The sequence below is a fragment of the Acidovorax sp. FG60 genome (assembly GCF_057808995.1).
The window spans coordinates 204,829-228,714 of the sequence record NZ_JBMDJC010000003.1; the positions used below are offsets into that span (position 1 = coordinate 204,829).

The 23,886-nt window shown below is 66.9% G+C and carries 21 protein-coding genes; 12 read left to right on the forward strand and 9 right to left on the reverse strand.

Going from position 1 to position 23,886, the window contains the following annotated elements:
- Positions 1-46: 46 nt before the first annotated feature.
- Together ACODS0_RS05995 and pssA are read right to left on the reverse strand one after the other, a co-directional pair.
- Entirely contained in the window at positions 47-889 is an 843-nt protein-coding gene (locus ACODS0_RS05995) for a PhzF family phenazine biosynthesis protein (RefSeq protein ID WP_488833519.1), read from the reverse strand.
- A 52-nt stretch (positions 890-941) separates the two neighbouring features.
- Positions 942-1,568: a CDP-diacylglycerol--serine O-phosphatidyltransferase gene (pssA, locus tag ACODS0_RS06000; protein ID WP_055397283.1), complete on the reverse strand. Its 627-nt coding sequence runs from the start codon at positions 1,566-1,568 to the stop codon at positions 942-944.
- Between the two features lie 258 nt (positions 1,569-1,826).
- Between pssA and ACODS0_RS06005 the strand changes: the two genes are divergently transcribed.
- A complete protein-coding gene (locus ACODS0_RS06005; RefSeq protein ID WP_488833523.1) occupies positions 1,827-3,779 on the forward strand; it encodes an acyl-CoA synthetase in 1,953 nt (650 codons plus the stop codon).
- A 90-nt stretch (positions 3,780-3,869) separates the two neighbouring features.
- Positions 3,870-4,865, forward strand: a complete 996-nt coding sequence (locus ACODS0_RS06010) for a Bug family tripartite tricarboxylate transporter substrate binding protein (protein ID WP_108498225.1) — start codon at positions 3,870-3,872, stop codon at positions 4,863-4,865.
- Positions 4,866-5,077: 212 nt separating this feature from the next.
- On the opposite strand, the gene ACODS0_RS06015 is transcribed toward ACODS0_RS06010, so the two are convergent.
- On the reverse strand, positions 5,078-7,153 hold the full coding sequence (locus ACODS0_RS06015; protein ID WP_488833527.1) for an acetoacetate--CoA ligase: 2,076 nt from the start codon (positions 7,151-7,153) through the stop codon (positions 5,078-5,080).
- A gap of 314 nt (positions 7,154-7,467) precedes the next feature.
- Here ACODS0_RS06015 and ACODS0_RS06020 point away from each other — a divergent pair, with 314 nt between their 5' ends.
- From ACODS0_RS06020 to ACODS0_RS06030, 3 genes are all read left to right on the forward strand, one after another.
- The gene (locus ACODS0_RS06020) at positions 7,468-9,852 is read left to right on the forward strand and encodes a LamG-like jellyroll fold domain-containing protein (protein ID WP_488833530.1); all 2,385 of its coding nucleotides are present in this window, start codon (positions 7,468-7,470) and stop codon (positions 9,850-9,852) included.
- Positions 9,853-9,963: 111 nt separating this feature from the next.
- Positions 9,964-10,575, forward strand: coding sequence for a TetR/AcrR family transcriptional regulator (locus ACODS0_RS06025; RefSeq protein ID WP_228896975.1), 612 nt, complete (start codon positions 9,964-9,966; stop codon positions 10,573-10,575).
- Positions 10,576-10,811: 236 nt separating this feature from the next.
- Positions 10,812-11,711: an alpha/beta fold hydrolase gene (locus tag ACODS0_RS06030; protein WP_488833534.1), complete on the forward strand. Its 900-nt coding sequence runs from the start codon at positions 10,812-10,814 to the stop codon at positions 11,709-11,711.
- A 169-nt stretch (positions 11,712-11,880) separates the two neighbouring features.
- On the opposite strand, the gene metC is transcribed toward ACODS0_RS06030, so the two are convergent.
- Positions 11,881-13,035, reverse strand: a complete 1,155-nt coding sequence (gene metC / locus ACODS0_RS06035; RefSeq protein WP_488833536.1) for a cystathionine beta-lyase — start codon at positions 13,033-13,035, stop codon at positions 11,881-11,883.
- 59 nt (positions 13,036-13,094) lie between these two features.
- Between metC and ACODS0_RS06040 the strand changes: the two genes are divergently transcribed.
- The 3 genes from ACODS0_RS06040 (at position 13,095) to ubiM (ending at position 15,923) form a co-directional block, all read left to right on the forward strand.
- On the forward strand, positions 13,095-13,898 hold the full coding sequence (locus ACODS0_RS06040) for an AraC family transcriptional regulator (RefSeq protein ID WP_121421827.1): 804 nt from the start codon (positions 13,095-13,097) through the stop codon (positions 13,896-13,898).
- Positions 13,899-14,030: 132 nt separating this feature from the next.
- Complete coding sequence (locus ACODS0_RS06045) at positions 14,031-14,447, forward strand: hypothetical protein (RefSeq protein WP_487255876.1); 417 nt, start codon at positions 14,031-14,033, stop codon at positions 14,445-14,447.
- Positions 14,448-14,639: 192 nt separating this feature from the next.
- The gene (gene ubiM, locus ACODS0_RS06050; protein ID WP_488833541.1) at positions 14,640-15,923 is read left to right on the forward strand and encodes a 5-demethoxyubiquinol-8 5-hydroxylase UbiM; all 1,284 of its coding nucleotides are present in this window, start codon (positions 14,640-14,642) and stop codon (positions 15,921-15,923) included.
- 101 nt (positions 15,924-16,024) lie between these two features.
- Here the strand turns inward: ubiM and ACODS0_RS06055 are convergent, their stop codons facing one another.
- Complete coding sequence (locus ACODS0_RS06055; protein ID WP_488833543.1) at positions 16,025-16,990, reverse strand: class I SAM-dependent methyltransferase; 966 nt, start codon at positions 16,988-16,990, stop codon at positions 16,025-16,027.
- Positions 16,991-17,336: 346 nt separating this feature from the next.
- Between ACODS0_RS06055 and ACODS0_RS06060 the strand changes: the two genes are divergently transcribed.
- Positions 17,337-17,672 (forward strand): DMT family transporter, encoded by a 336-nt coding sequence (locus ACODS0_RS06060; protein ID WP_121421825.1) that lies wholly within the window; start codon positions 17,337-17,339, stop codon positions 17,670-17,672.
- Here the strand turns inward: ACODS0_RS06060 and ACODS0_RS06065 are convergent.
- Positions 17,666-18,421: a zf-TFIIB domain-containing protein gene (locus ACODS0_RS06065; protein ID WP_121508887.1), complete on the reverse strand. Its 756-nt coding sequence runs from the start codon at positions 18,419-18,421 to the stop codon at positions 17,666-17,668. The two genes, ACODS0_RS06060 and ACODS0_RS06065, sit on opposite strands and share 7 nt — an antisense overlap.
- A 151-nt stretch (positions 18,422-18,572) precedes the next feature.
- Here ACODS0_RS06065 and ACODS0_RS06070 point away from each other — a divergent pair, with 151 nt between their 5' ends.
- The 3 genes from ACODS0_RS06070 (at position 18,573) to ACODS0_RS06080 (ending at position 22,441) form a co-directional block, all read left to right on the forward strand.
- On the forward strand, positions 18,573-19,862 hold the full coding sequence (locus ACODS0_RS06070) for a solute carrier family 23 protein (protein ID WP_055396189.1): 1,290 nt from the start codon (positions 18,573-18,575) through the stop codon (positions 19,860-19,862).
- A 142-nt stretch (positions 19,863-20,004) separates the two neighbouring features.
- Positions 20,005-21,546 (forward strand): succinyl-CoA:acetate CoA-transferase ScpC, encoded by a 1,542-nt coding sequence (gene scpC / locus ACODS0_RS06075; RefSeq protein ID WP_488833547.1) that lies wholly within the window; start codon positions 20,005-20,007, stop codon positions 21,544-21,546.
- A gap of 157 nt (positions 21,547-21,703) precedes the next feature.
- Entirely contained in the window at positions 21,704-22,441 is a 738-nt protein-coding gene (locus ACODS0_RS06080; protein ID WP_488833550.1) for an ABC transporter substrate-binding protein, read from the forward strand.
- A gap of 91 nt (positions 22,442-22,532) precedes the next feature.
- Here the strand turns inward: ACODS0_RS06080 and ACODS0_RS06085 are convergent, their stop codons facing one another.
- The 3 genes from ACODS0_RS06085 to ACODS0_RS06095 all read right to left on the reverse strand — a co-directional run bounded on the left by ACODS0_RS06085 (position 22,533) and on the right by ACODS0_RS06095 (position 23,859).
- Entirely contained in the window at positions 22,533-22,859 is a 327-nt protein-coding gene (locus tag ACODS0_RS06085) for a phage protein Gp27 family protein (RefSeq protein WP_488833552.1), read from the reverse strand.
- A gap of 259 nt (positions 22,860-23,118) precedes the next feature.
- A complete protein-coding gene (locus ACODS0_RS06090; RefSeq protein ID WP_488833553.1) occupies positions 23,119-23,310 on the reverse strand; it encodes a hypothetical protein in 192 nt (63 codons plus the stop codon).
- A gap of 3 nt (positions 23,311-23,313) precedes the next feature.
- Entirely contained in the window at positions 23,314-23,859 is a 546-nt protein-coding gene (locus ACODS0_RS06095; RefSeq protein WP_488833555.1) for a phage virion morphogenesis protein, read from the reverse strand.
- Positions 23,860-23,886 lie beyond the last annotated feature (27 nt).

Sequence of the window (23,886 nt, forward strand, 5' to 3'; positions counted from 1 at the left end):
CTTTACCATCAAGCGCTAAAAGCTATATTATTTGTAGCAAGAAACGTTATTCGCCGTCGCTCATCCACCGTGCCGTGCCCGACACGCGGATGGAGCTGCCCGCCACCGGCCCGATCTCGGCGCGCAGGCGCGAGCGCATGCCCATGTCCTCGCCCTGTACCACATCGATGGCGCCGCCATGCGGCCAGCCCAGGTCGCGCAGGTAGCCCGCCAGTGCGGCCGTGGCGGCGCCCGTGGCCGGGTCTTCCAGCACGCCGCCCGAGGCAAAGGCATTGCGGGTGTGCAGCAGCCGGTCCGACTCCACCCACACCAGCACGATGGTCACCAGCTTGGCGTTCACCATCAGCGTGCGGCCGGCGTCCAGCGCGTAGTGCATGGCCGCCAGCGCCGCACGGCTGCGCAGGGCCAGCACCAGGTGGTCCGCACCGCCATGGATGAGCGCGGGCGGGATGCGCGGGTCCAGATCGGCCGCGCTGAGGCCAAACAGGGCGAGCGCGTCGGCCAGCAACGTGGCAGGCACAGGCCCGCTGCGTGTGGGGGGCGACTGCAGCGCCGCCTGCACCAGATCGCCCTGGCGGCGGCCTTCGACCGTGATCTCGGCCTGGCTCAGCGACAGCGCAAACACGCCGTCGCCCTCGCGCTGCGCAAGCGCGGCGCCCAAGGCAATGGTGGCGTGGCCACAAAAGGGCACCTCGCTCTCGGGCGAAAAGTAGCGCACCTTCCAGTGGCCATCGCCCAGTGGGGCGGCAAACGCGGTTTCAGAAAAGCCGACCTCGGCAGCGATGCGCTGCATATCAGCGGGGGCGGGCAGCTCGTCACCGATCCACACACCGGCGGGGTTGCCCCCCACAGGTCCATCGGAGAAAGCTGCGATTTTTTGAAGTGCCATGGTGTTCAACATCCAGAACGACAGGACAGGAGATGGCAGGGCAGCCAGTGGCTCAGAGCTTGGGAATGCGAATCCGGCTGATCATCAACGAGCCCGACACCGCAAACAGCAGCACCAGCGGGTGCAGCGTAAAGCCGCCAATGAGCACCTTGCCAAACCACAGGCTCTCGCGCACAGCGCCCAGGTAGGCGGCCAGGGCCATCAACGCCACCAGCATGATGGAGGTGGGAATCGGCGTGCCTTCAAAGTACTTGACCTTGCCGTCGTCGCCCGACAGGGTTTCGGCCGTGACGTTGTAGCGCGCCAGGCGCGACACGCCGCAGGCCACGAAGTAGGCCAGCACGATGCGGTCATACAGGCCCTGCATGCCGCAGCCGTAGGCAATGATGGCGGGCGCTACGCCGAAGGAGATCACGTCGGCCAATGAATCCAGCTCGCGGCCCATGGCCGAACTCTTCTGGCGCCAGCGCGCGATGCGGCCGTCCAGCACATCAAAGATCAGTGCGGCCAGCACGAGGGCGCACGCAAAGTACACATGCAGCACGTCGTTCGTTTCCAGGTACGACATGACCGAGAACAGCGCGCCCACGCCGCAGACCGCATTGCCCAGCGTGAACCAGTCGGCGAGGTGGAACTCACGGATCATCGAAAAACGTTTGGGCGGCTGCGGAGTGTTCATGGAGGGAAGGCGCGCGGCGGGGCGCGCAGTGGCAATCAACAAGGTCCATTATGGGTGTGCCGCAGCACCACCCGGCGCTGAGAGCTTGCGGACGGTCTCGCAGGGGGGTCCTGAACCCTCTCTGACATCTGCGTGACTGCTTTTGCGCCGGCACACAGACAGACTGTGGCCACGCGGCGGGCGCAGGCGGGTAGGACGATGCCGCATCCGCCCCCCGCCGGTGACCGACCCGCAGCCCCATCAGACCCGAGACCCGCCATGCGCCTCCCACAGATGCCCCCGCTCCACACGCCTTTCTCCCCCGGTGCCCCGGTGCGCAGCTTGCAGGATGTAGAACGGATTGAAGCCCGCCCCCTGGCCGAAGCGCTGCCAGTGCAAAGCACCTACGAAATCTTTGTGAATTCGGCAGCGGCGTTTGGCGACAAAACGGCGCTGAGCTTTTTGCCCACAGCCGACCCGGCGCACGAACCCATCCGCTGGTCGTATGCGCAGCTGCTCACCAGCATCCACCAGACGGCCAACCTGCTGCACCACCTGGGCGTGGGCCCACAAGACGCGGTGGCCGTGCTGCTGCCCGGCTGCCTGGAATACCACCTGGCCGTGTGGGGCGGTGAGGCGGCGGGCATCGTGCAACCGCTCAACCCCATGCTCACCGACGAGAAGATCGCGGCCATGATGACCCTGGCGCGCGCCAAGGTGCTGATTGCCTATGGCGGCGAAGGTGATGTGGGCTACTGGAGCAAGGCGGTGCGCCTGCGCGCCCTGGTGCCCACGCTCACCACCGTGCTGCGCGTGGCCCCCCACGATGAAGCCCCTGGTTCCGCAGGCCCGCTGCCCGACGGCGTGGTGGACCTGGCCGAGCGCCAACAGCACCCCGGCGACCACCTGGTGAGCGGTCGCCACATTGCCGCCACCGACATCGCCGCCTACTTTCACACCGGTGGCACCACCGGCGCGCCCAAGCTGGCGCGCCACAGCCACGGCGCGCAGGTTTTCACCGCCTGGGGCAGCGTGCAGATGCAGGGCATACGGCCCGAGGACGTGGGCATCAACGGCTACCCACTGTTCCATGTGGCGGGGGTGTTGCCGGGCTCGCTCGCGGCGCTGTCTGCGGGGGTGGAGACCATCATCCCCACCACCGGCCTGTTCCGCAACCGCGAGGTGATCGCCAACTACTGGCGGCTGGTGGAGCGCTACCGCTGCACCTACCTGTCCGCCGTGCCCACGGTGCTGGCGGCACTGGCCAATGTGCCGCTGGGCGGCGTCGATATCTCCACGCTGCGCTACTGCCGCACGGGTGCTGCCATCCTGGCGCCCGAGCTGGCGGCGCGGTTTGAGCGCCTGTTTGGCCTGCACATCCACGAAAGTCTGGGCATGACGGAGATGGCGGGCATCTCCACCATCACCCCGCCGGGCGTGCGCGCGCCCGCAGGCTGCGTGGGCTGGCGGTTGCCCTACACGCAGCTGCGCGTGGTGGCGCTGGATGCGCAGGGCAATGCGTCCGACCAGAACCTGCCACCCGGCCAGCCGGGCATGGTGCTTTTCCAGTCGCCCAACCTGTTCTCGGGTTTTCTCGACGCGGCCGACACGGCCAAGGCGTTTACCCACGATGGCTGGCTGGCCACCGGCGACCTCGGCTTTGTGGACGACCAGGGTCGCCTGCACCTGAGCGGTCGTTCCAAGGACCTCATCATCCGCAGCGGCCACAACATCGACCCCAAGGTGATCGAAGACGCGCTGGGCGCCCACCCCGCCGTGCAGCTGTGCGCCGCCGTGGGTGCGCCCGACGCCTATGCGGGCGAGCTGCCCGTGGTCTACGCCACGTTGGTGCCCGGTGCACAGGCGACCGAGGCCGAACTGCTGGCCTTCACCGCCGAACGCGTGGACGAGGCCGTGGCCCGCCCGCGCTGGGTGCAGGTGATCGAGACCATGCCCGTGACGAATGTGGGCAAGATCTACAAGCCCGAGCTGCGTCAGCGCGCCGCCTGCCACACGGTGCAGGCGCTGGTGGATGGTGTGTGCGCCGCCGAAGCGCCAGGCCAGCCCCGCCCTCAGGTGCAGCCCGAAGGCGACAACGCGGTGCGTGTGGCTGTGGCCCCCTGCGCACAGGCAGACGCACTGGCCGCCCGCCTGCGCGAGGTGCTCGCGCCCCTGCCAATCACCGTGCGCATCACCACCGCCCCCGCCGCAGGGAGCCCCCAGACCCCATAAGCCCATGGCGTGACAGCCAGGCCCCGGCCCGCCACCATGCACGCGGAGCCCGCTGAGTGAATTTTTATAACCATGACAGGAGACAAACCCATGCCCTTCCACCCCCTGATGTCCCGCCGCACCTGGCTCGGTGCCGCTGCGCTGGCCGCCGCCTGCACTGGCACGACCGCCTTCGCGCAGGCCTACCCCAACAAGCCCATCAAGATCGTGGTGCCCTTTGCCGCAGGCGGCGCCACCGACGTGCTGGCGCGTGTGCTGGCCGAAAAGATGGCCGTGGGCCTGGGCCAGCCCATGGTCATCGACAACAAACCCGGTGCGGCCGGCATCATCGGGACCGACGCGGTGGCCAAGGCGGCGCCCGATGGCTACACGCTGCTGCTGGGCCTGAGCAACTCCATGCTCACCAACCAGTTCCTCTATACCAAGCTGCCCTACAGCCCCGAAAAGGACATCGCGCCCATTTACCAGATCGCCATCGCGCCGCTGGTGCTGGTGGCGCACCCGAGCGTGACCGCATCCACGGGGCCCGAACTGCTCAAATACGTGGTGGCCAACAAGGGCAAGGTGGCCTATGGCTCGTACGGCACGGGCGCGTATCCGCACCTGGCCGGGGCCTACATGAGCCTCACGCAAAACGCCGACATGAGCCACGTGGCCTACCGGGGCGAGGCGCCCATGGTGCAGGACCTGCTCGGCGGCCAGATCCAGATCGCGTTTGCGAGCGCGCTGCAGGTCAAGCCCCACATCGAGGCGGGCAAGCTCAAAGCCATTGGCGTGAGCGGCGAGCGCCGCATGGGCACCCTGCCCAATGTGCCCAGCCTGGCCGAACAGGGCCTGAACGACGAGGCCTACCGCGTGGCGGGCTGGCTGGCGTTTGGTGCCCCCGCAGGCACGCCGCCCGCCATCTTGGAGCGCATTGCCGACGAGGTGCGCAAGGCCACGCAGCTGCCCGACGTGGCGCAGCGCATTGCGGCCATGGGCTTTGATGTGCAGAACAGCTCGCCCGCGCTGTTTTCCGCCGCGATTGCGAAGGAACGGCCGGTGTGGGAGCGCTTGATCAAGGCGTCCGGCGCGAAACTTGACTAACCCCCTGAGGCGCTGCGCGCCTTCCCCCTGTAGGGGGACGCCGCCAGCGCGGCGGGGCGGCCCTTGCGCGGCGGCACTGGCATGGCGTCACGCCCTGAGGCGAGCAGTCAGGAGAAACAGGGCGGCTGGAACCAAGGACGGCCAGGCACCCCACGGATAGGACAATTTCAAATAAAAACAGGCTCCTGCGCTTTTCCCCAAAGCGCAGGTAGCTATGTTTTTTGCATCGACTTCGCCCGCTGCGCCGCAAACGCCACATACCAGTCCAGACACTCCGGATTCGCCATCGCGTCCTTGTTCACCACCTTTTCGATCGGCTGGCCCAGCAGCAGCTTCTTGATGGGCAGCTCCTGCTTCTTGCCGCTCAGCGTGCGCGGCACCTCGGCCACGGCAAAGATGTCGTCGGGCACAAAACGCGGGCTCAAGGCGGTGCGCACGGCGCCGTTGATGCGCGCGCGCAATGCGTCGTCGAGCGCGTAGCCAGGGCGCAGCACCACAAACAGCGGCATGTAACTCTCGCGGCCCAGGTACTCCAGGTCCACCACCAGGCTGTCGAGCACCTCGGGCAGCGATTCGACCGCGCTGTAGATCTCGCTCGTGCCCATGCGCAGGCCGTGGCGGTTGATGGTGGCGTCAGAGCGGCCATAGATCACGCAGCCGCCGTTGGCGCCGATCTTGAGCCAGTCGCCATGTCGCCAGACTGCTCCCATGCTCGCAGGGCCATCGCCACCGCCGGGCCGACGGCCGTGGCCTGCGGGGTACATGTCGAAGTAGCTCGACAGGTAGCGGCTGCCGTCCTTGTCGCCCCACAGAAACAAAGGCATCGACGGGATGGGCTGCGCGCAGACCAGCTCGCCCACGGCGTCCTGCACGGGGCGGCCTTCGGCGTCCCAGGACTCCACCGCCGCACCCAGCATGCGGCATTGCATCTCGCCGGGCACCTGCGGCATCTCGCGGTTGCCGCCGATGAAGGCGCCGCAAAAATCCGTACCGCCCGAGATGTTGTTCCACCAGATATCGTGCGTACCAATGGCCTCGAACTGCGCCGTGCCCCACTCCTGCACCTCGGGCGACAGCGGCGAGCCGGTCGTGCCCAAAGCGCGGATGCGCGTCAGGTCGCCAAAGTCGGCCAGCGTGATGCCCGCCTTCATGCAGTTGGCAAAAAACGCCGCGCCCGCGCCGAAGAAGGTCACCCCCGTCTCGGCCGCAAAGCGCCACAGCACGCCCCAGTCGGGGTTCTCCTTGCTGCCGCCGGGGTTGCCGTCGTAGATCACGCAGGTGGTGCCCGAGAGCAGGCCGCTGAGCTGCGCGTTCCACATCACCCAGCCGGTGGAGCTGTACCAGTGGTAGCGCTCGCCCAAACTGTTGGGTTCGTAGCTGCAGCCGATGTCGTTGTGCAACACCTTGAGCTGCAGCGCCACCAGCACCGTGCCGCCATGGCCGTGCACGATGGGCTTCGGGAGCCCCGTGGTGCCGCTGGAATAGACGATCCATAGCGGGTGGTCAAACGGCAGCCACATCGGTTCAAACGCTGCGGTTTCCGCATCATTTTGTGCCGTAGCGCTTGTCCAGTCTATACAACCAGCTATCGAAACAGAAGCATTCAGATTACCCAGCAACACCACATGCTGCACGCTGGGCAGGTCGGCGCGCAGCTCGGCCAGCACGCCAGTGCGGTCGTGGTCACGCCCGCCGTAGGTCACGCCGTCCACGGCGATCAGCACCTTGGGCTCGATCTGGCGGAAGCGGTCGAGCACTGCGTGCGTGCCCATGTCGGGCGCGCAGATGCTCCACACGCCGCCGATGCTCACCGTGGCCAGAAAGGCGATCATGGCCTCGGGCACGTTGGGCAGGTAGGCGGCCACGCGGTCGCCGGGCTGGATGCCCTGGGCCTTGAGATGCAGCGCCAGCGATGCGACCTGGCGGCGCAGCTCGGGCCAGCTCAGCTCGCGGTGGTTGCCTTTTTCGTTGCGGCTGATGATGGCGGGCAGACCCGCTGCGTGCGCCGCATCGACATGGCGCAGCGCCTGGCGCGCGTAGTTGACCTGAGCGCCAGGAAACCACAACGCACCGGGCATGGTGTTCTTGCCCAGCACGGCGGTGTGGGGCGTGGGCGATTCGATTTGGAAGTAGTCCCACACGCTTTGCCAGAACGCATCCAGCTCGGTGGTGGACCAGCGCCACAGCGCGTCGTAGCTGTCGAACTGCAGGCCGCGCTGGTCGCGCAGCCAGTTCTGGTACAGGCGGATCTGGGGAACGTAGGGCGGGGATTTGGTATTTGTCTCCATGGCGACGCAGCGTAGCAGCGCATCCGGGCGCGGACCAGCCGTATCCGTCCCCGGCTTGACACTTGCAGTCAACGGCGCAAAGGCGTTCGATCCCAGCCCAGGGCAAGCAATCTGCGCGTTATTAATTACTTTAATGACAATATTGGACTAACCAAATTGTTCATTTCCCCGTTCTTGCCTGTGGGCGCTGGGCATAGAACCCGGCACACCGCCCATTTTTCGCAGGGCGCCCTGCCTGGCACAACGATTGCCTGGAATCGCCGATGGAACGACCAAAAGGCACGGCACTCCGCCCACCCCAACCCCCCAAAGCAATGGACCAAGAACTGAACAACGGCACGATTTTCACGGCCCGGCGCCGGGTACTCAAGGGAATGGCCGCCATGCCGCTGGCCGGCACGCTGGTGGCCTGTGGTGGCAACCCGGCCGATGCCACCAACACACCGCCCATCACCTCCGCGCCCAGTGGCGGGGACACCCCGCCCCCCGCGCCAACGCCAGGTACCACGCCCCCCCCAGCACCACCGGCGCCGGCAGTGCCCCCCACCGTGCCGCCTTCCCCCGCGACGCCTCCCTCCACACCGCCTGGCAACCCGCCTCCGCCTTCGGCCCCCCCACCCCCTGCAGCGCCGCCGCCGCCCCCCGCAGCGCCACCACCACCACCACCACCACCACCACCACCTCCTCCTCCTCCTCCACCACCGGCCCCCAGCGCCTTTGTGCACCCTGGCGGGCTGCACACGGACGCTGACTTTGCGCGCATGCGTGCCAAGATTGCCGAGAACGCATCGCCTTGGGTGATTGGCTGGAACGCGCTTCAGTTTTCGGGACATTCCTCACTGAACAGCGATATGTGGCCCCACGCGCTCACCGTGGTGATCCGTGGCGGCGATGGGCAGAACTTCGGCACCATGATCAAGGACATGCAGCGGGCCTACCAGCTGGCGCTGCGCTGGAAGGTGTCCCAGGACAACGCCTATGCCGACCGTGCCGTGGCGTTCCTGGATGCGTGGTCGAGCACCATGACCACGCTCACCGGCAATGCGGACCGCTACCTCGCCGCTGGCATCTACGGCTACCAGTGGGCCAATACGGTGGAACTCCTGCGCAGCTACCCCGGCTGGTCGCCCGAGGGCCTGGCCCGGTTCCAGAAACTGCTGCTGGAAGTGTTTTACCCGCTGAGCCACCGCTTTCTAGAGGAACACAACGGCGCCAACATCACCAACTACTGGGCCAACTGGGACCTGTGCAACATCAACGCCATCATGGCCATCGGCATCTGCTGTGACCGGCGCGACCTGTACAACGAGGCGATCAGTTATTACAAGAACGGCCGGGGCAACGGCGCAGCCGCGCACAACGTCTACGTCATCCACCCCGGGCACCTGGGGCAATGGCAGGAGAGCGGGCGCGACCAGGGGCATGCCACGCTGGGCATGTCGCTGTGCGGCGCGCTGTGCGAAATGGCCTGGTCGCAGGGCGACGATCTGTACGGCTACTGGAACAACCGGCTGCTCTCAGCGGCCGAATACGTGGCGGCCAGCAACCTGGCCGATGCGGGTGGCGCGTATCCGGCGCTGCCGTTCTCACGCTATGCCAACCGCCAGGGTATCTTCACCGGCGTCTCTCCTGCGGGGCGGCCACACCTGCGCCAGTGCTGGGAGCTGCTGTACAACCACTACGTCAACCGCAAGGGGCTCTCTGCGCCCTACACAACGGCCATGGCGGCCAAACTGCGGCCCGAGCAGCGCGGCACCGGGGACGACCCCGGCATGGGCACCTTGACCTTCTCGCGCGAGCCGATTGCAGCCGGGGCCGCGCCCAGCGGCCTCACGGCCTACCTCGTCAACGGCCAGGTGCTGCTGTCGTGGTGGGGCAGCGCCTACGCCACGGCCTATGAGGTGCAGCGCGCACCCGCAGCGTCGGGCCCGTTCACCACACTCACCACCGTGGGCGAGGAACGCACCCATACCGACACACCCGGCACGGGCACCTGGCACTACCGCATCGTGGCAGTCACCCCAACGGGCCGGCTCACGGGCGCCGAGGTCCGCAGTGTTGCCACCACGCCGCAGCTGAGGCTGCATCTGCCCTTGAACGAGGGCAGCGGAACGTCGGCCACCGACCAGAGCGGCAATGCGCTGCATGGCCGACTGGTGGGCGGCACGTCCTGGGGCGCTGGCCGCACGGCGGGCAGCAGCGCCGTAGCACTCGACGGCGCCAGCGGCCACGTGGCCCTGCCCACGGGCATCATGAAAGACTTGGCCGACTTCACGATCGCAGTCTGGGTCTACCGGCAAAGCGCCAGCGCCGGGAACGCCCGCGTGTTTGACATCGGCTCCAGCGACATCGCCTACCTGGCCCTGCTGGCCAACACCAGTACGCTGCGCTTTGCCTCCACCGGCACCACCTATTTCGGAGAGGAAAACGTCACGTCTTCGGTGGCGCTGGGCACAGGCCGGTGGGTGCACCTGGCGGTGACCCGCCGGGGCAACACCGTGACCCTGTTTGTGGACGGGCAGGCCACCGGCACCTTGGCCGACGCGCCCTTTGCGCCCCACCAGCTGGGCGCCACCACGCAGAACTGGCTGGGCCGCGCGCAGTACGGGGCCGACCCGTACTTTGCGGGCCGCATGCAGGATTTCCGCCTCTACAGTGGGGCGCTGACTTCCGTGCAGATCACGGCCCTGGCCCAGTGACGCGCTGCACAGCCCCGGCGGCACACCGGGGCTGTGCCCAATACCGGCTTTCAAAACACTGTTGGCAACACGGGTAGATTTATTTCGCACAGTTGTGCTAAATTTCGCCCCATGGATGCCAAGACCCAGAAATCAGAACTCACCCGCGCGGCCATTGTGGGCGCAGCGCTGGACCTGGCTGCGGCCGAAGGGCTGGAGTCGATCACGCTGCAGGCCGTGGCCGACCGCGTGGGTCTGTCCAAGAGCGGCGTGTTCTCGCGCGCCGGCTCGCGCGAGGCGCTGCAGAAGGCGGTGATCGAGGAGTTTGGCCGCCGCTTCCTGGCCGATGTGTTTGTGCCCGCCATGCAGCACCCCAAGGGCCTGCCGCGCCTCAACGAGATCGTGCGCCGCTGGATTGCCCGCACGCGCGATGTGGAGGCTTTCACCGGCTGCATCTACACCGCAGGGGCCTTCGAGCTGGACGACCGCGAAGGCGAGCTGCGCGACCTGCTGCATTCAGAGATCACACGCTGGCGCGCGGCACTGCGCCGCACGGTGATCCAGTCCATCGAGGCCGGGCACCTGCCAGCCGACACCCCGCCCGACCAGCTGGTGGGCGAGATCTATTCCATGATCATGGGCTTGTTGCACGACGTCCGCTTCCTGCGCGATCCGCAGGCAGTGTCACGCACCGAGGCGTCCTGGGCGCGCCTCGTCAAGAGCTACCTCCCTTCCCCCGCCTGAGACGCGGTGGTGTGCCAAGGAGACCTCTTGTTTTTTTATGCCCCAATTTCGCACAACCGTGCGAAGAAAGGAACCACCATGTTGATCATCCTGGGCATTGCCGCCATTGCGGCCGCAGTGGGCGCCATCCGGTCGCTGCGCAGCACCCTCACCAGCCTCCCGCGCAGCAACCGGGACTGGGTCTTTTTCTGAGGTGCGCGCCGCGCGCCCCACTCCATCCCTTCAGGAACCCCACCATGAACACCTCCTCTTCATCCACCGCCCTGCGGGCCACGTCCAGCTTCTACGGCGAGCACCCCGCCATGCGCCTTGTGCGCCTGACCCTGGGCACCACCGAGCGACTGTGGCCCGCACTGGCCGTGCGCGTGGCTGCGCGCCTGTTTGGCACGCCCCTGCCCCTGCGCAAACCCGGCCGCCAAGCCGTGCCGCCCGGCCACTGGCGCACAGAGCGCTGGCCGTTTGAAGACGCCGAGATCACGCTTTACCTGCCCCAGGCCCAGCCGCACGGCCCCACGGTGCTCCTGCTGCACGGCTGGGGCGGGCATGCGCGCCAGATGCTGCCGCTGGCCGACGCCCTGACCGACCGCGGCCTGCGCCCGGTGCTGGTGGACCTGCCTGCGCACGGTGGCAGCCGGGGCCGCGTGAGCAACCTGCCCCAGTTCGCCCGCGCCATCGAATACGCCACCGCCCGCCTGCACGCGCAGGACTCGGCGCCCCATGCCGTGGTGGCCCATTCGCTGGCCGCCAACGCAGCGGCGCACGCCGCCAGCCGGGGCCTGGCCACCCAGCGGCTGGTGCTGCTGGCACCGCCCGCGTCGCCGCACGAATACACGCGCCTGTTCGCCCAGGTGTTCGGCCTTTCGGAGCGCACGCGTGCCGCTCTGCAGCGGCGCATCGAAGCCCGAGAAGGCATCCTGATGCGCCAGTTCGAGCCCCCGGCTGTGGGCCCACGCATCGCGCTGCCCACGCTGGTGGTGCACGACCGGGGCGACCGCATCAACCGCTTTGCCGATGGCGAGGCCTACCGCGACCACATCCCGGGCGCCACGCTGCTGGCCACCGAGGGGCTGGGGCACCGCAAGATCCTGCAGCAGGCAGAGGTGCTGCAGTCGGTGGTGGACTTCGTGGCGAGCTAGTGTCCCGAATTGGAAATTCGTTTCATAAAGACGTCGAGAATCGCCGCCATGCTGCGTTGCAAATCCTCGCGATAGCACCGGCTATCGCTGTGGTTTGCGCCTTGCCTGACGACGATTTCGACCTCTTTATTTCATCAACGAACTTCCAACTCGGGACACTTGGTGCCGGTCAGCCCAGACTGCTGAGCGCCTGTGCCAGGTCCGCGCGCAGGTCGCGGGCGTCTTCCAGCCCCACATGCAGGCGGACAAGGCGCCCCTCGTCCGGCAGCGTTGCCAGGTGTCGCTGGTCATAGGGCACGGCGGGCAGCACCAGGCTTTCGTACCCGCCCCAGCTGGTGCCCAGGCCAAAGAGCGCAAGCGCGTCGATGAACGCCGCAAATGCGGCTTCACCGCAGGGCGCCAGCTCAAAGGTGAACGGACCCGCGGCGCCCGAAAACTGCGCGCGCCAGAGCGCATGGCCCGGGTCGGAGGGGAGCGCCGGGAACAGCACGCGCCGGACCTGCGGCTGCTCTTGCAGCCACTGGGCCGTCGCCAGCGCGGTCTGCTGGTGCCGTTCGAGTCGCACGGCCAGGGTGCGCAGGCCGCGCAGCGCGAGCCAACACACATCGGGCGCCGCGTGGGCACCGCTGCGGTCGCAAAAGCGCCGGGTGCTGGCCAGGTCTGCGTGCGAACCCGTGATGAGCCCCAGCATGAGGTCGGAGTGCCCGTTGATGTATTTGGTGGCCGAATGGATGGCGATGTGCACACCCAGGGCGTGGGCGTCAAAAAACACCGGAGTGCCCCAGGTGGCATCCACCGCCACCGGGATGTGGCGCTGGCGTGCCGCCGCGCACACGGCGCGCACGTCCAGCATCTCCATGGTCAGCGACGCGGGGGTCTCGATGTAGACCAGGCTGGTGTTGTCCCGCAGGTAGGGCGCGATGTCGGCGCCTTCCGGAAAGTACTCGACGGTGGTGCCCTGCGGCACCAGTTCCTGGTCGCAGAAGATGCGCGTGGGCCCGTACACACCCTGGTTCAGCAGCAGGTGGCGGCCCGGCCCCGCATGGGCACTGAGCACGGCCACGATGGCCGCCAGTCCGCTGGCTGTGGCCAGGCAGGTTTCTGCGCCCGACAACGCGGCCATGCAGCGCTGCAGCTCAAACGTGGTGGAGGTGCCCGAGCGGCCGTAGCGCGGCGAGTCGAACACGGTCTGGTGGTGCGCGTGTTTGTAGGCAGCCAGCGTGTCGAACACGACGGTCGAGGCCCGCACCAGCGGCGGGTTGATGGCCTGGGCGGCGCGGGCCGTCTGGCGGCCCGAATGGACAAGGAAGGTGGCGGTGTGCATGGGCTGGGGGCGGGTTTTGGGGAAGGAGTGGGGAGGAGGTGGTTTCATAATAGGACGGCATGTCAGCACCAGAACGCCAACAAACATCGCCAGGGCGCCAAGATGCCGGCCTGTGGGCCACGCTGGCAAAAACGCACGCGGCCGGCACGCTTTTGCCAGCGCACCAGCACCGCAGCGGCCAGCTGGTGTTTGCCACGCGGGGCGTGATGCTGGTGGAGACGCCCCACGCGCGCTGGACCGTGCCGCCGCAGCGGGCGCTGTGGGTGCCCCCGCACCACGCCCATGCGATCGAAATCCTCTCTGCCACCGACCTGCGCACGGTGTACTGCCAGCCGGCGCTGGTGGCGCAGTGCGCATCGTTTGCGCGCCGGGACGAGGTGCACGCGGTGGTCGCATCGCCGCTGATCCAGCAGCTGGTGCTGGGGCTCTTCAACGGCGGGTTCGACCACCCCACACGGCAGTTGATGGTGTCCCTGCTGCTGCATACGCTGCAGCACACGCCCTGCCTGCCCACCCACCTGCCTATGCCTGCCAGCGAAGGGCTGCGGCGCGCGCTCGCGCTGTTGCTGCAGGCCCACCAGTGGCAGCTCTCGCTGCACGAACTCGCGGCCGAGGCCGCGATGTCCGACCGCACCTTCACCCGGCGCTTCACGGCGGAAGCGGGCCTGAGCTTTCGCGCCTGGCGCCAGCGTGCGCGCATCATTGCCTCGCTCGATCTGCTGGCCTCGGGCCGCCCGGTCAAGGGCATCGCACACGCCCTGCAGTTCGAGAGCCCCGCCGCGTACATCGCCTCGTTCCGCACGCTGCTGGGCTGCACACCGAACACCTTCCGCCAGGGACAGCACGGCGACACGCACCCATAGCCACCGTACGGGCAGACCCTGCCCTGGGGCCGCTGGGTGCCGGGAGCCTCCTCTATCATTCGCAGTCCGCAGCCCTGGCGCTGCCCGACACACTCTCCGATCCGCCCCCACATTCTTCCGATGCATCTCCTCATGTCCGCCTGGCCTGTCCTGGCCCTGCTGCTGCCCGCCCTGGTGCTGGTGTCGGCCATCTACTTCCTGGCCAAGGGCGACCGCAGGGCGTTTGCGCAGCTCCTGGCCCTGCTGGCCTGCTGGGTCATCGGTGCGTTGCTGATGGAGTTCTTCATCTTCATGGCGGCACGCATGGCACGTTCGGGCAGCGCGGCCATGCCGGTGCTGGGCACGGGCACACGCCAGCTGCTGGAGACCATGGCCAGCCCGCGCTCCATCGCCGCACCACCGCTGTCGCTGGCCGCCATGGCGGCCTACAGCGTGCTGGCAGCGTACCTGTGGGTGCTGGTCACCTGGGGGCTGCACCTGCGCGGCAAGCCAGCGGGTGGCGCCCGCAAGAAGCCCGCCAAGGGCGCGCGCAAACCGGCACGCTCGTAACGCACCATAATTTTTGATGTTTTAAGGCCCTAGCGCTCATCCCGTATCATTTTTTAGCTATTTAATTTATAGCATTCAGGCACACTGCCTTGATGCAGGGCAAACCGCCGCGTGGAGTGCCCGCCCACAATGGCAAGCCCCACCCCACGGTTGCAGGGTGGATGCCGGGCTGCTTCGCCCGGTCTTCTTGCCATGACCTCCTCCTCACACAGCGACGTTCTCATCGTCGGCGCGGGCCCTGCGGGCCTGTCGCTGGCCATTTCCCTGGCGCAGGCCGGGTTCACCACCACCGTGGTCGAACAGCAGTCTGAGGCCACGTTGGCCCACCCCGCGCCCGATGGCCGCGAGATCGCGCTCACCCACCCCAGCGTGGCCACACTGCAGCGGCTGGGCACCTGGGCCGGCCTGGCGCCACACGAGGTGGGCACCATCCGCGAAGCGCAGGTGCACGACGGCCCGCTGGGCCAGCGCAGCGCCCTGCAGCTGGGCTCCCAAGGTACGGGGCTGGAGGCTCTGGGCTTCATCGTGCCCAACCACGCACTGCGCCGCACGGCCTATGCCGTAGCGGCACGCACACCGGGTGTCCGCATCGTGACCGGCGCCCAGGTGGTGCGCGTGGCCACGCAGTCCACCCATGCCGAGCTGGAGTACTTGCCCCAGGCTTCCGCCGGTGCCCCCAGCGATGGCCCTGCGCCATCGCCACAGCGTCTGCAGGCCCCGCTGCTGGTGGCGGCGGACAGTCGCTTCTCGGCCACGCGGCGGCAGCTGGGCATTGGCGCACGCATGACGGACTTTGGCCGCACCGTGATCGTTTGCCGCATGCGCCATGCCCAACCCCATGGCGGCGTGGCGCACGAGTGTTTTGGCTACGAACGCACGCTGGCGGTGCTGCCCTTGCCCAACGACCCCCAAGAGGGGCATGCGCTGTGCTCGGTGGTGGTCACGGCGGGCACTGCCGACGCAGGTGCGCTGATGGCCCAGAGCCCGCAGGCCTTCGCCGCTACGGTGCAGGCCCAGCTGGGCGACCGCCTGGGGCCTTTGCAGCTGGAGGGCGAACGCCACGCCTACCCGCTGGTGGCCGTGTATGCACAGCGTTTTGCAGACCACCGCTGCGCGCTGCTGGGCGACGCCGCCGTGGGCATGCACCCCGTGACGGCGCATGGCTACAACCTGGGTCTGGCCGGTGTGGAACGCCTGACAGCCGCCGTGGTGGCGGCCCGCAGCCAGGGCCACGACATCGGCAATGGCGAAGCCCTGGCCACCTATGCACGGGCGCACCACCGCCACGCATGGCCGATGTACGAGGGCACCAATGCCATCGTGCGGCTGTATACCGACACGCGCCCCGTGCCGCGCCTGCTGCGGCAGCTGGTGCTGCAGGGCGCGCGGCGGCTGCCACCACTGCAGGCCGCCATCGTGGGCCAGCTGACGGGCAAGGCGCCACGATGGATGCCAGCACTGGCGCCCAGGCACTAGCACAACCTTTGCAACCGGCGCGCCCAACGCCAGCGCCACCATGGAACTGGTTTTGCCAGGCCACCGGTGGCGTCCCCCTCCGGGAGAAGGCGCGAAGCGGCTCAGGGGGAGCCGTCTCCCACGCCGAGGGTCGCCATGCCATACAGCGGCGCCCCCAGCCACGGCCACCACAGGGTCTCCAGCACCACACCCGGCCAGCCATAACACTCCGACACGCTCTGCTGGCGCTGCAGCGCCAGGCGCGGGTGTGCGGCGGTCAGCTCGTCCATGCTGCCCACGCCCCAGTGGAACTCCGCCCCCGTGGGTCCCACGCTGGCGTGCTGCGCCGCGCGGCCCACGGCACGGTGCGTCATGACATCAATCACCAGGCGCGAGCCTTCCGGCGCGCACTGCGCAAACTCGCGCAGCACGGCCTGCACCTGCGCGGGCTGCAGGTACATGAGCACCCCTTCGCAGACGATGAACACCGGCTGCACGCCCGCGCCATCGCCCTCCCCTTCCTCCTTTGGCAGCCCCAGCCGCTGCCACCAGCCAGGCTGCGTGATGTCCACCGTGGCATGGCGCGTGCGCGGGCAGCGCACCGGCAGCAGCTCGCGGCGCAGGTCCATGACCTCGGGCAGATCAGCATCGAGCCACTGGTTGGCGCCCGTATCGAGCCACTGGAAGTGGTGCGACAGGCCACAGCCCAGGCTCACGCCGCCAGCCTTCGGGTGCGCAAGGAAGAAACTGCGGCCCGCATCCTTGATGGCGCGCGTGCGCCACAGTACGTTGAGCACCGTGGGCAAGTCGTCCAGGCACGGTTCCACATCGGCACCCAGGCGCTCCACCAGGCTGGTGGCCACCACGTCGTTGCAGGCGAGCCAGGGAAAGTAACGGCTCCCGCGCGCGCGCGCGGCCAGCGGGATCAGGAGGGTGCTGGGCACGGCCCGCAGGTGGGCGCGCTGCAGCAGGCAGGGGGTAGCGGAGTCGGAGGCGGCGGCGCCATCCCCCGCGTTCTCAGGGTTGCGCTGCGCCGGGGCGGCGGCGGTGCGGGCACGGCGTCGGGTTGGGGGCGGATGCGGCTGCAAGGTCCTCTCCTCCTGTGGCCACCGGGTGCCACGGCTGGTTGGTTGTTTGCGACGGGGCCCACCAGAACACAGGCCTGCGCCATTGTGAACGGGTTGGAGTGTGGTGCGGGGGATGGGCTGGGTGCGTGAAGGGACACCATCACGCCCTCCATCCGGCGCTGCCGCTGTGTCAACGCTCCATGATCCGCGCAAACGCAAGTGGCCGCCAGAGCCTGCGTGGGGTGTTCTTGATGGATCGCAAGGGCGTGGCTACACTGCGGCCCTTCACCATCTGGGTACCGCTTCATCGTACTGCCCGTGTCACTCGGTACAAGTGACAAACGGGCATGTTCGGCCAAGGTGCCCCATGAATCCAAACCTATCGGCCTGGCTGCTCGTCGCAGCCAGCGTCATTGCAGAAGTTGCCGGAACCGTCGCGCTCAAGTACTCCGATGGCTTCTCCAGACTCCTCCCGTCCGGTATGGCAGCTGCGTGCTACGCACTCGCCATCTGGCTCATGGCCGTGGCCATGCGCCAGCTCGACATGGGCCTCACCTATGCAGTCTGGGCGGCCAGCGGCACGGCGGCCGCAGCCGTGGTGGGGATGGCGCTGTTTGGCGAGCCAGTGGGTGTCATCAAAGTAGTGGGTCTGGTGTGCGTGGTGGGAGGCGTTGTCATGCTCCACCTCGGAAGCCCTCAGTGATGGCTTCTGGTGTTGATCAAGGCCCACACCAACTCCACCCCGGCCGTCAGCAGATCGCCCGTGAATGAGCTGTCGCTCGCATCACTGGCGCTGGTGAACGCGCGCTTTTGCCGCTCGCGTTCGGCGCGGCTGCGGTCGCGCTCCAGGGCCACCAGGGCGTCGCCGATGTCCACCGAGGGGGTGGCGTGGGTGGTGCGCTCGCTGCTGGCCTTGGCGTAGCCCTCCATGGCGCGCACCACGGCGTCGGGGTCGATGAGGGAGAACGCGGCGCGGCAGTAGGGGCAGGCGTGGTCCTTGCGGATGTCCACGGGGGCGCCACAGCTGGTGCAGTAGATGGCGCCCACGCGTTTGGCCAGGTCGTCGATCTCGGGGCGCGTCATGTGGCGCACAAAGCCTTTTTCGACCATGAAGGACGAGAAGGTGCTGAAGCGGCCATGCAGGCGGGCGCAGCGGTAGATCATGTAGCGGCCGCTGCGCACCACGTCGAAGCCTTTGGCCAGGCTTGTGTTGCAGCGCGGGCAGGCCATGCGTTCTGCCAGGGGCTGGTGCTGGTCGGTGCGGTGTTCGTGCAGCAGGCGGAACAGCTCGACCACCGACTGGGGCGCGAGCTTGAGGTTTTCGTGCCGGTCAAACCACAGGCCCTGGCAGGCAAAACAGATGTCCAGCTCCAGCGAGTGCCCCTGGTTGCTGGTGAACCGGTGGGCCTGCATGGGCTGGCGGCAGTTGGGGCAGGACGGCTGAGAGTGCATGGCGGCGGTGCCTGTAGGAGGCAGAGCGGGGGTTGGCCCAAATGCTAACCCGGCGCAAGGCGGGCGGGCGCATGGCGAATGACGCGCAGGTTTACGGCAACGCCATGCCCATCCACTAGCATTCGCGCCTCAACAACAAGGAACCGACAAGATGGGATTCATGAACTGGCGCACAAAAAGCGCTGAGGTGCTGCAACAAGGTGGGGTGATTGGGCCCGATGAGCGGCTGCCCTGGCCGCAGACGGCGGTGATGGGGGTGCAGCACGTGATTGCGATGTTTGGGGCCACGGTGCTGGCGCCCATCCTGATGGGCTTTGACCCGAACGTGGCGATCTTGATGAGCGGCGTGGGCACGCTGATCTTCTTCCTGGTCACGGGCGGCAAGGTGCCCAGCTACCTGGGGTCGAGCTTTGCGTTCATTGGCGTGGTGATTGCGGCCACGGGCTACGCGGGCAAAGGTGCCAACGCCAACATTGCCGTGGCGCTGGGCGGCATCATTGCGTGTGGCCTGGTCTACACGCTCATCGGCGCGCTGGTGCAGGCCATTGGCACGGGCTGGATCGAGCGCTTCATGCCGCCCGTGGTCACGGGCTCGGTGGTGGCGGTGATCGGGCTGAACCTCGCGGGCATTCCCATCAAGAACATGGCGGCCAGCAACTTTGACAGCTGGATGCAGGTGGTGACCTTTGTGAGCGTGGGCCTGGTGGCCGTGCTCACGCGCGGCATGGTGCAGCGCCTGCTGATTCTGGTGGGCTTGATCGTGGCGAGCATCATCTACGCGGTGCTGACCAACGGCCTGGGGCTGGGCAAGCCCATGGACCTGTCCGCACTGGCCAACGCTGCATGGTTTGGTTTGCCCAACTTTGCTGCGCCGGTGTTCGAAGCCAATGCCATGCTGCTGATTGCGCCCGTGGCCATCATCCTGGTGGCCGAGAACCTGGGCCACATCAAGGCCGTGACGGCCATGACGGGCCAGGACCTGGACCGCTACATGGGCCGCGCGTTCATTGGCGACGGCGTAGCCACCATGGTGAGCGGCGCTGCAGGCGGCACAGGCGTGACCACCTACGCCGAAAACATTGGTGTGATGGCCGCCACCAAGATCTATTCCACCGCCGTGTTCTTGCTGGCGGGCGTGTTTGCGCTGGTGCTGGGCTTTTCCCCCAAGTTCGGCGCGCTGATCCAGACCATTCCGCTGCCGGTGATGGGCGGCGTGTCCATCGTGGTGTTTGGCCTGATCGCGGTGGCGGGCGCCAAGATCTGGGTGGACAACAAGGTGGACTTTTCGCAGAACAAGAACCTCATCGTGGCGGCCATCACCCTCATCCTGGGCACGGGCGACTTCACGCTCAAGTTCGGCCAGTTTGCGCTGGGCGGCATCGGCACCGCCACGTTCGGGGCGATCCTGCTGTACGCGCTGCTCAACCGCAAAGCGGCGTAATCTGCGGGTATGGGGACGTCGGACCGCATTTGTAAGGGTTAACCCTTAATTTGTAAGGAACGAAGGCTAGCATGCTGGGTTTTGTCCACAGGGCCATCCGCTCACCGGGCGGGTGGCCTTTTTCTTTTTGCGGAGTTTGTTCATGTCCCTGGCCGATCGGGTGCTGTACCCCGACTTTCTCTCCCGCACGATGTCTGCCGACGAGGCGGCCGCCCTGATTCCTGCCGGCGCCCATGTGGGCATGAGCGGATTCACCGGCGCGGGCTACCCCAAGGCTGTGCCGGGCGCGCTGGCCCGCCGCATCGAGAGCCTGAACGCGCAGGGCCATGGCTTCAAGATCGGTCTGTGGACGGGCGCCAGCACCGCACCCGAGCTGGACGGCGCGCTGGCCCAGGTGGACGGCATCGAGATGCGCCTGCCCTACCAGTCCGACCCCACGGTGCGCCGCCAGATCAATGCGGGACACATGCAGTATGTGGACATCCACCTGTCGCACGTGGCGCAGTTTGTGTGGTTTGGCTTTCTGGGCAAGCTGGATGTGGCGGTGGTCGAGGTGGCGGGCGTGTTGCCCGACGGGCGGCTGATCCCCTCGTCGTCGGTTGGCAACAACAAGACCTGGCTGGACCAGGCCGACAAAATCATTCTGGAGGTGAATGCCTGGCACCACCCGGGGTTGGAGGGCATGCACGACATCTACTACGGCACCGACCTGCCGCCGCACCGCAAACCGATCCCGATGACGCGGCCCGATGAGCGCATTGGCGAGCCCTACCTGCGGTGCGATCCGTCCAAGGTGATTGCTGTCGTGATGACCGACCAGCCCGATCGCAACAGCGTGTACGCCGCGCCCGATGACACCTCGAACCGCATCGCGGGCCACATCATCGAGTTCCTGCAGCACGAGGTGAAAAAGGACCGTCTTCCCCCGGACCTGCTGCCGCTGCAGTCGGGCGTGGGCAACATTGCCAATGCGGTACTGGCAGGCCTGAACAACGGCCCGTTCGAGAACCTCACGGCCTACACCGAGGTGCTGCAGGACGGCATGCTGGACATGCTGCGCTCGGGCAAGCTCGCCAGCGCCTCGGCCACGGCGCTGTCGCTGAGCCCTGAGGCCATGCAGGACTTCAATGACCGCATCGATTTCTACAAAGAGCGCATCGTGCTGCGCCCGCAGGAGATCAGCAACCACCCCGAGCTGATCCGGCGCATGGGCCTGATCGCGATGAACGGCATGATCGAGGCCGACATCTACGGCAACGTGAACTCGACCCACATCATGGGCTCGGCCATCATGAACGGCATCGGCGGCTCGGGCGACTTTGCGCGCAATGCCTACCTGTCGATCTTCATGACGCCGTCGCTGGCCAAGAACGGCAGCATCTCCTGCATCGTGCCCATGGCCTCGCATGTGGACCACACCGAGCACGATGTGCAGATCCTTGTGACCGAGCAGGGTTTGGCCGACCTGCGTGGGCACTCGCCCTCGCAACGGGCGCAGATCATCATCGACCGCTGCGCGCACCCCGACTTCCGCCCTGCGCTGCACGACTACGTGGCCCGCGCCAAGCGGGGCGCCGTGGGCCAGCACACACCGCACCTGCTGAACGAGGCGCTGTCGTGGCACCAGCGGTATGTGGAGACGGGCAGCATGCGCGCGCCAGCGGGCCCTGGCAGCACGGTGTAAAGAGGACACCCCCAGGCCTGCCAGGCCTTTGACAGCCAATTGCCAGCCTGGGCAGATAAAATCAGGGTTAACCCTAGGTCTATCGACCTCCCCCAGTCCACCCTCCACCAGCCCCATCCGGGGCTGGTGGCTTTTTTGCCTGCGAGTTTTTTTGACCATGCAACGCCGTCAGTTCACCCAATCCCTTGTGGCCGCCAGCACCGGCCTGCTGCTTGCCACCTCTTCGCGCGCCGTGGGCGTGCAGGACCCCATGGACGCCAAGAGCGTGACCATTGGCTGCTCGCTGGGCACCACCGGCGCACTGGCCAGCCTGGGCAAGGAATTGAAGCAAGGGCTGGACGCAGGCATTGCGCAGGCCAACGCCAAGGGCATCCATGGCCGCGAGATCAAGCTGCTGGCACTGGACGACGGCTACGACGCCGCGCGCTCCGAAGACAACGTGCGAAAGCTGATTGCCGACGCCAACGTGGTCTCGCTGATCTCCTGCATGGGCACGGCCAACAACCAGCGCATCCTGCCGCTGGTGGACGAGGCGCAGATCCCCTATGTGGCCCCACAGAGCGGTGCCACGTCGCTGCGCAAGGCCGAGTACCGCTCGGTGTTCCACGTGCGCGCCAGCTACGCCGACGAAGCCCAGCGCCTCACACAAAAGCTGGTGTCCATGGGCATGAACGACCTGGCCATCGTGTACCAAGACACGGCGTTTGGCCGCGAGTTTCTGGCGGACGTGAACAAGGCCATGGCCGCCGCCAAGCAACCAGCACCCAAGGCTTTCAAGCTGGATGCACAGGGCGCGCAGGTGCCCGATGTGGTGGGCAAGGCCGTGGCCGCCAAGGCCGCCGCTGTGCTTCTCGTGAACGGGAGTGAGATAAAGAAAGAGTGGGCGGCGCGATAAATGGGTAGAACCGGGTTCATCCGGGTAGGCATGGGTCGGCCATTTTTGAAAAGTCTTTTCGCCACGGGAAACAGGCGGGCAGTCCTTCTGTTTACTGGTCGTACACCCACTTTAAGAGCTCCCCCGCATCGCGAACCAATTCAGAAGTACTTGAGGGCTTCAAAGAGCTAGCGATCTCCAGGCACCGAAGACGCGCCTCCACCAGTGATGGCGAATAACCCGCCTGCTGTTGGGCCTTGATCGTTGTCGCGTGCGCGGATGCATATCGATGGATAGCGGACTTGGAAACGGAATATCCTTGTTCTCGCAGCCATTCTGAATGCTCTTCGAATTGCCCAAAACCCGTTGTGAGCAAGCGCTGTCGCAGTGCGTCCTGTACTTCGGTGGGCAGAGAGTTGATGGTGGTGGCTCGTGGCATATGGGGCTTAAGAATAAGGCAGGATCAGGATCAGCGAGACGCAAGGCCGCCCACCATCGGCTCTATCGGTAGCGAGGCCCCTTGGCCTTGGGTGGGTGCCCAAAATGAAACCCGCCGCAAAAGCTGCAGTGGTACGCCTGCATGTAGCCTTGATCGCCCTTTCGGCGGTTGAGCCCGTGGATAGCCGTCCGGGCTTCATTGGCGTTCGCATAGCGGTGTTTGCCTTCGCAGGACCTGCGGCGGATGCGTCGTTTGCTGCTCATAGAAGCCACCACGCCAGCCCAACGAGCGCCACCGGCCCAGCCAGTGCAACCAACAGCGCCAAGACGAACCAGAAGCCCTGCACCGCGACGTTGCGCCACTCCCGGCGCCGCCAGGCGCCGCGCAGCAGCCGCCACCGCTCCCAGAGCAGGAACAGGACGGCCGCGCAGAGCTGAAAGAAGCCATTCATGCTTCAGCCCTCCATCAGGTAGGAATTCACCAGGTCCACGATGTTGGCCTTGTCTTCCTCGGACGCGCCTAAGAACGGCCGCGCCGGAATATCCCCCCAAGGCAGCGGAAAACTGCCCTCTCGGGTTGCATAGAACCCAAAACCGAACTCCCCGGACTTCGCCCCGTAGTGGAAGGTCCCCGCGTAGATCATTGGGCTGCCGATAGCCACGGCGTCATCGCCCTGCAGCTGGTAGTTGATCGTGGTGGCCAGCGCCCGCGTCTCGCCCGTGCCCGGCTTCTTGGCCGCCAGCTTTGCCGCGCTGCGCTTGGTCAGCTCGCCGTCCTTCTTGCGGGCAAACATGGAGCTGTAGCGTGCCAAAGTCACCGCACTGTTGGGCGCCCAGGCACTGCCGTCTGGCGCGGTGGCCGTTTCAAAGCGCCGTTTGCTGGACTCGGTCATGTCCTCGCCGATCTCCAGCAGCACGGGCTTCAAGTTCTTTGCGCGGTCCAGGAACTCATGCGTGTAGTCCAGGGCGCTGCGGTCTATCAACTCGATCAATTGCGCCACGTTGACCTCCTGGCTAAAATCAAAGGG

Excerpts from the sequence above, each read along its gene's own strand:
- ACODS0_RS05995 (WP_488833519.1), bottom strand. The coding sequence starts at position 889 with ATGGCACTTCAAAAAATCGCAGCTTTCTCCGATGGACCTGTGGGGGGC.
- ACODS0_RS06015 (WP_488833527.1), bottom strand. The coding sequence starts at position 7,153 with ATGGAGACAAATACCAAATCCCCGCCCTACGTTCCCCAGATCCGCCTG.
- ACODS0_RS06020 (WP_488833530.1), top strand. The coding sequence starts at position 7,468 with ATGGACCAAGAACTGAACAACGGCACGATTTTCACGGCCCGGCGCCGG.
- ACODS0_RS06025 (WP_228896975.1), top strand. The coding sequence starts at position 9,964 with ATGGATGCCAAGACCCAGAAATCAGAACTCACCCGCGCGGCCATTGTG.
- ACODS0_RS06085 (WP_488833552.1), bottom strand. The coding sequence starts at position 22,859 with ATGCCACGAGCCACCACCATCAACTCTCTGCCCACCGAAGTACAGGAC.
- ACODS0_RS06005 (WP_488833523.1), top strand. The coding sequence starts at position 1,827 with ATGCGCCTCCCACAGATGCCCCCGCTCCACACGCCTTTCTCCCCCGGT.
- ACODS0_RS06010 (WP_108498225.1), top strand. The coding sequence starts at position 3,870 with ATGCCCTTCCACCCCCTGATGTCCCGCCGCACCTGGCTCGGTGCCGCT.
- ACODS0_RS06090 (WP_488833553.1), bottom strand. The coding sequence starts at position 23,310 with ATGAATGGCTTCTTTCAGCTCTGCGCGGCCGTCCTGTTCCTGCTCTGG.
- ACODS0_RS06065 (WP_121508887.1), bottom strand. The coding sequence starts at position 18,421 with ATGCACTCTCAGCCGTCCTGCCCCAACTGCCGCCAGCCCATGCAGGCC.
- ACODS0_RS06080 (WP_488833550.1), top strand. The coding sequence starts at position 21,704 with ATGCAACGCCGTCAGTTCACCCAATCCCTTGTGGCCGCCAGCACCGGC.
- ACODS0_RS06030 (WP_488833534.1), top strand. The coding sequence starts at position 10,812 with ATGAACACCTCCTCTTCATCCACCGCCCTGCGGGCCACGTCCAGCTTC.
- ACODS0_RS06070 (WP_055396189.1), top strand. The coding sequence starts at position 18,573 with ATGGGATTCATGAACTGGCGCACAAAAAGCGCTGAGGTGCTGCAACAA.
- ACODS0_RS06045 (WP_487255876.1), top strand. The coding sequence starts at position 14,031 with ATGTCCGCCTGGCCTGTCCTGGCCCTGCTGCTGCCCGCCCTGGTGCTG.
- metC (WP_488833536.1), bottom strand. The coding sequence starts at position 13,035 with ATGCACACCGCCACCTTCCTTGTCCATTCGGGCCGCCAGACGGCCCGC.
- ACODS0_RS06060 (WP_121421825.1), top strand. The coding sequence starts at position 17,337 with ATGAATCCAAACCTATCGGCCTGGCTGCTCGTCGCAGCCAGCGTCATT.
- scpC (WP_488833547.1), top strand. The coding sequence starts at position 20,005 with ATGTCCCTGGCCGATCGGGTGCTGTACCCCGACTTTCTCTCCCGCACG.
- ubiM (WP_488833541.1), top strand. The coding sequence starts at position 14,640 with ATGACCTCCTCCTCACACAGCGACGTTCTCATCGTCGGCGCGGGCCCT.
- ACODS0_RS06040 (WP_121421827.1), top strand. The coding sequence starts at position 13,095 with ATGTCAGCACCAGAACGCCAACAAACATCGCCAGGGCGCCAAGATGCC.
- pssA (WP_055397283.1), bottom strand. The coding sequence starts at position 1,568 with ATGAACACTCCGCAGCCGCCCAAACGTTTTTCGATGATCCGTGAGTTC.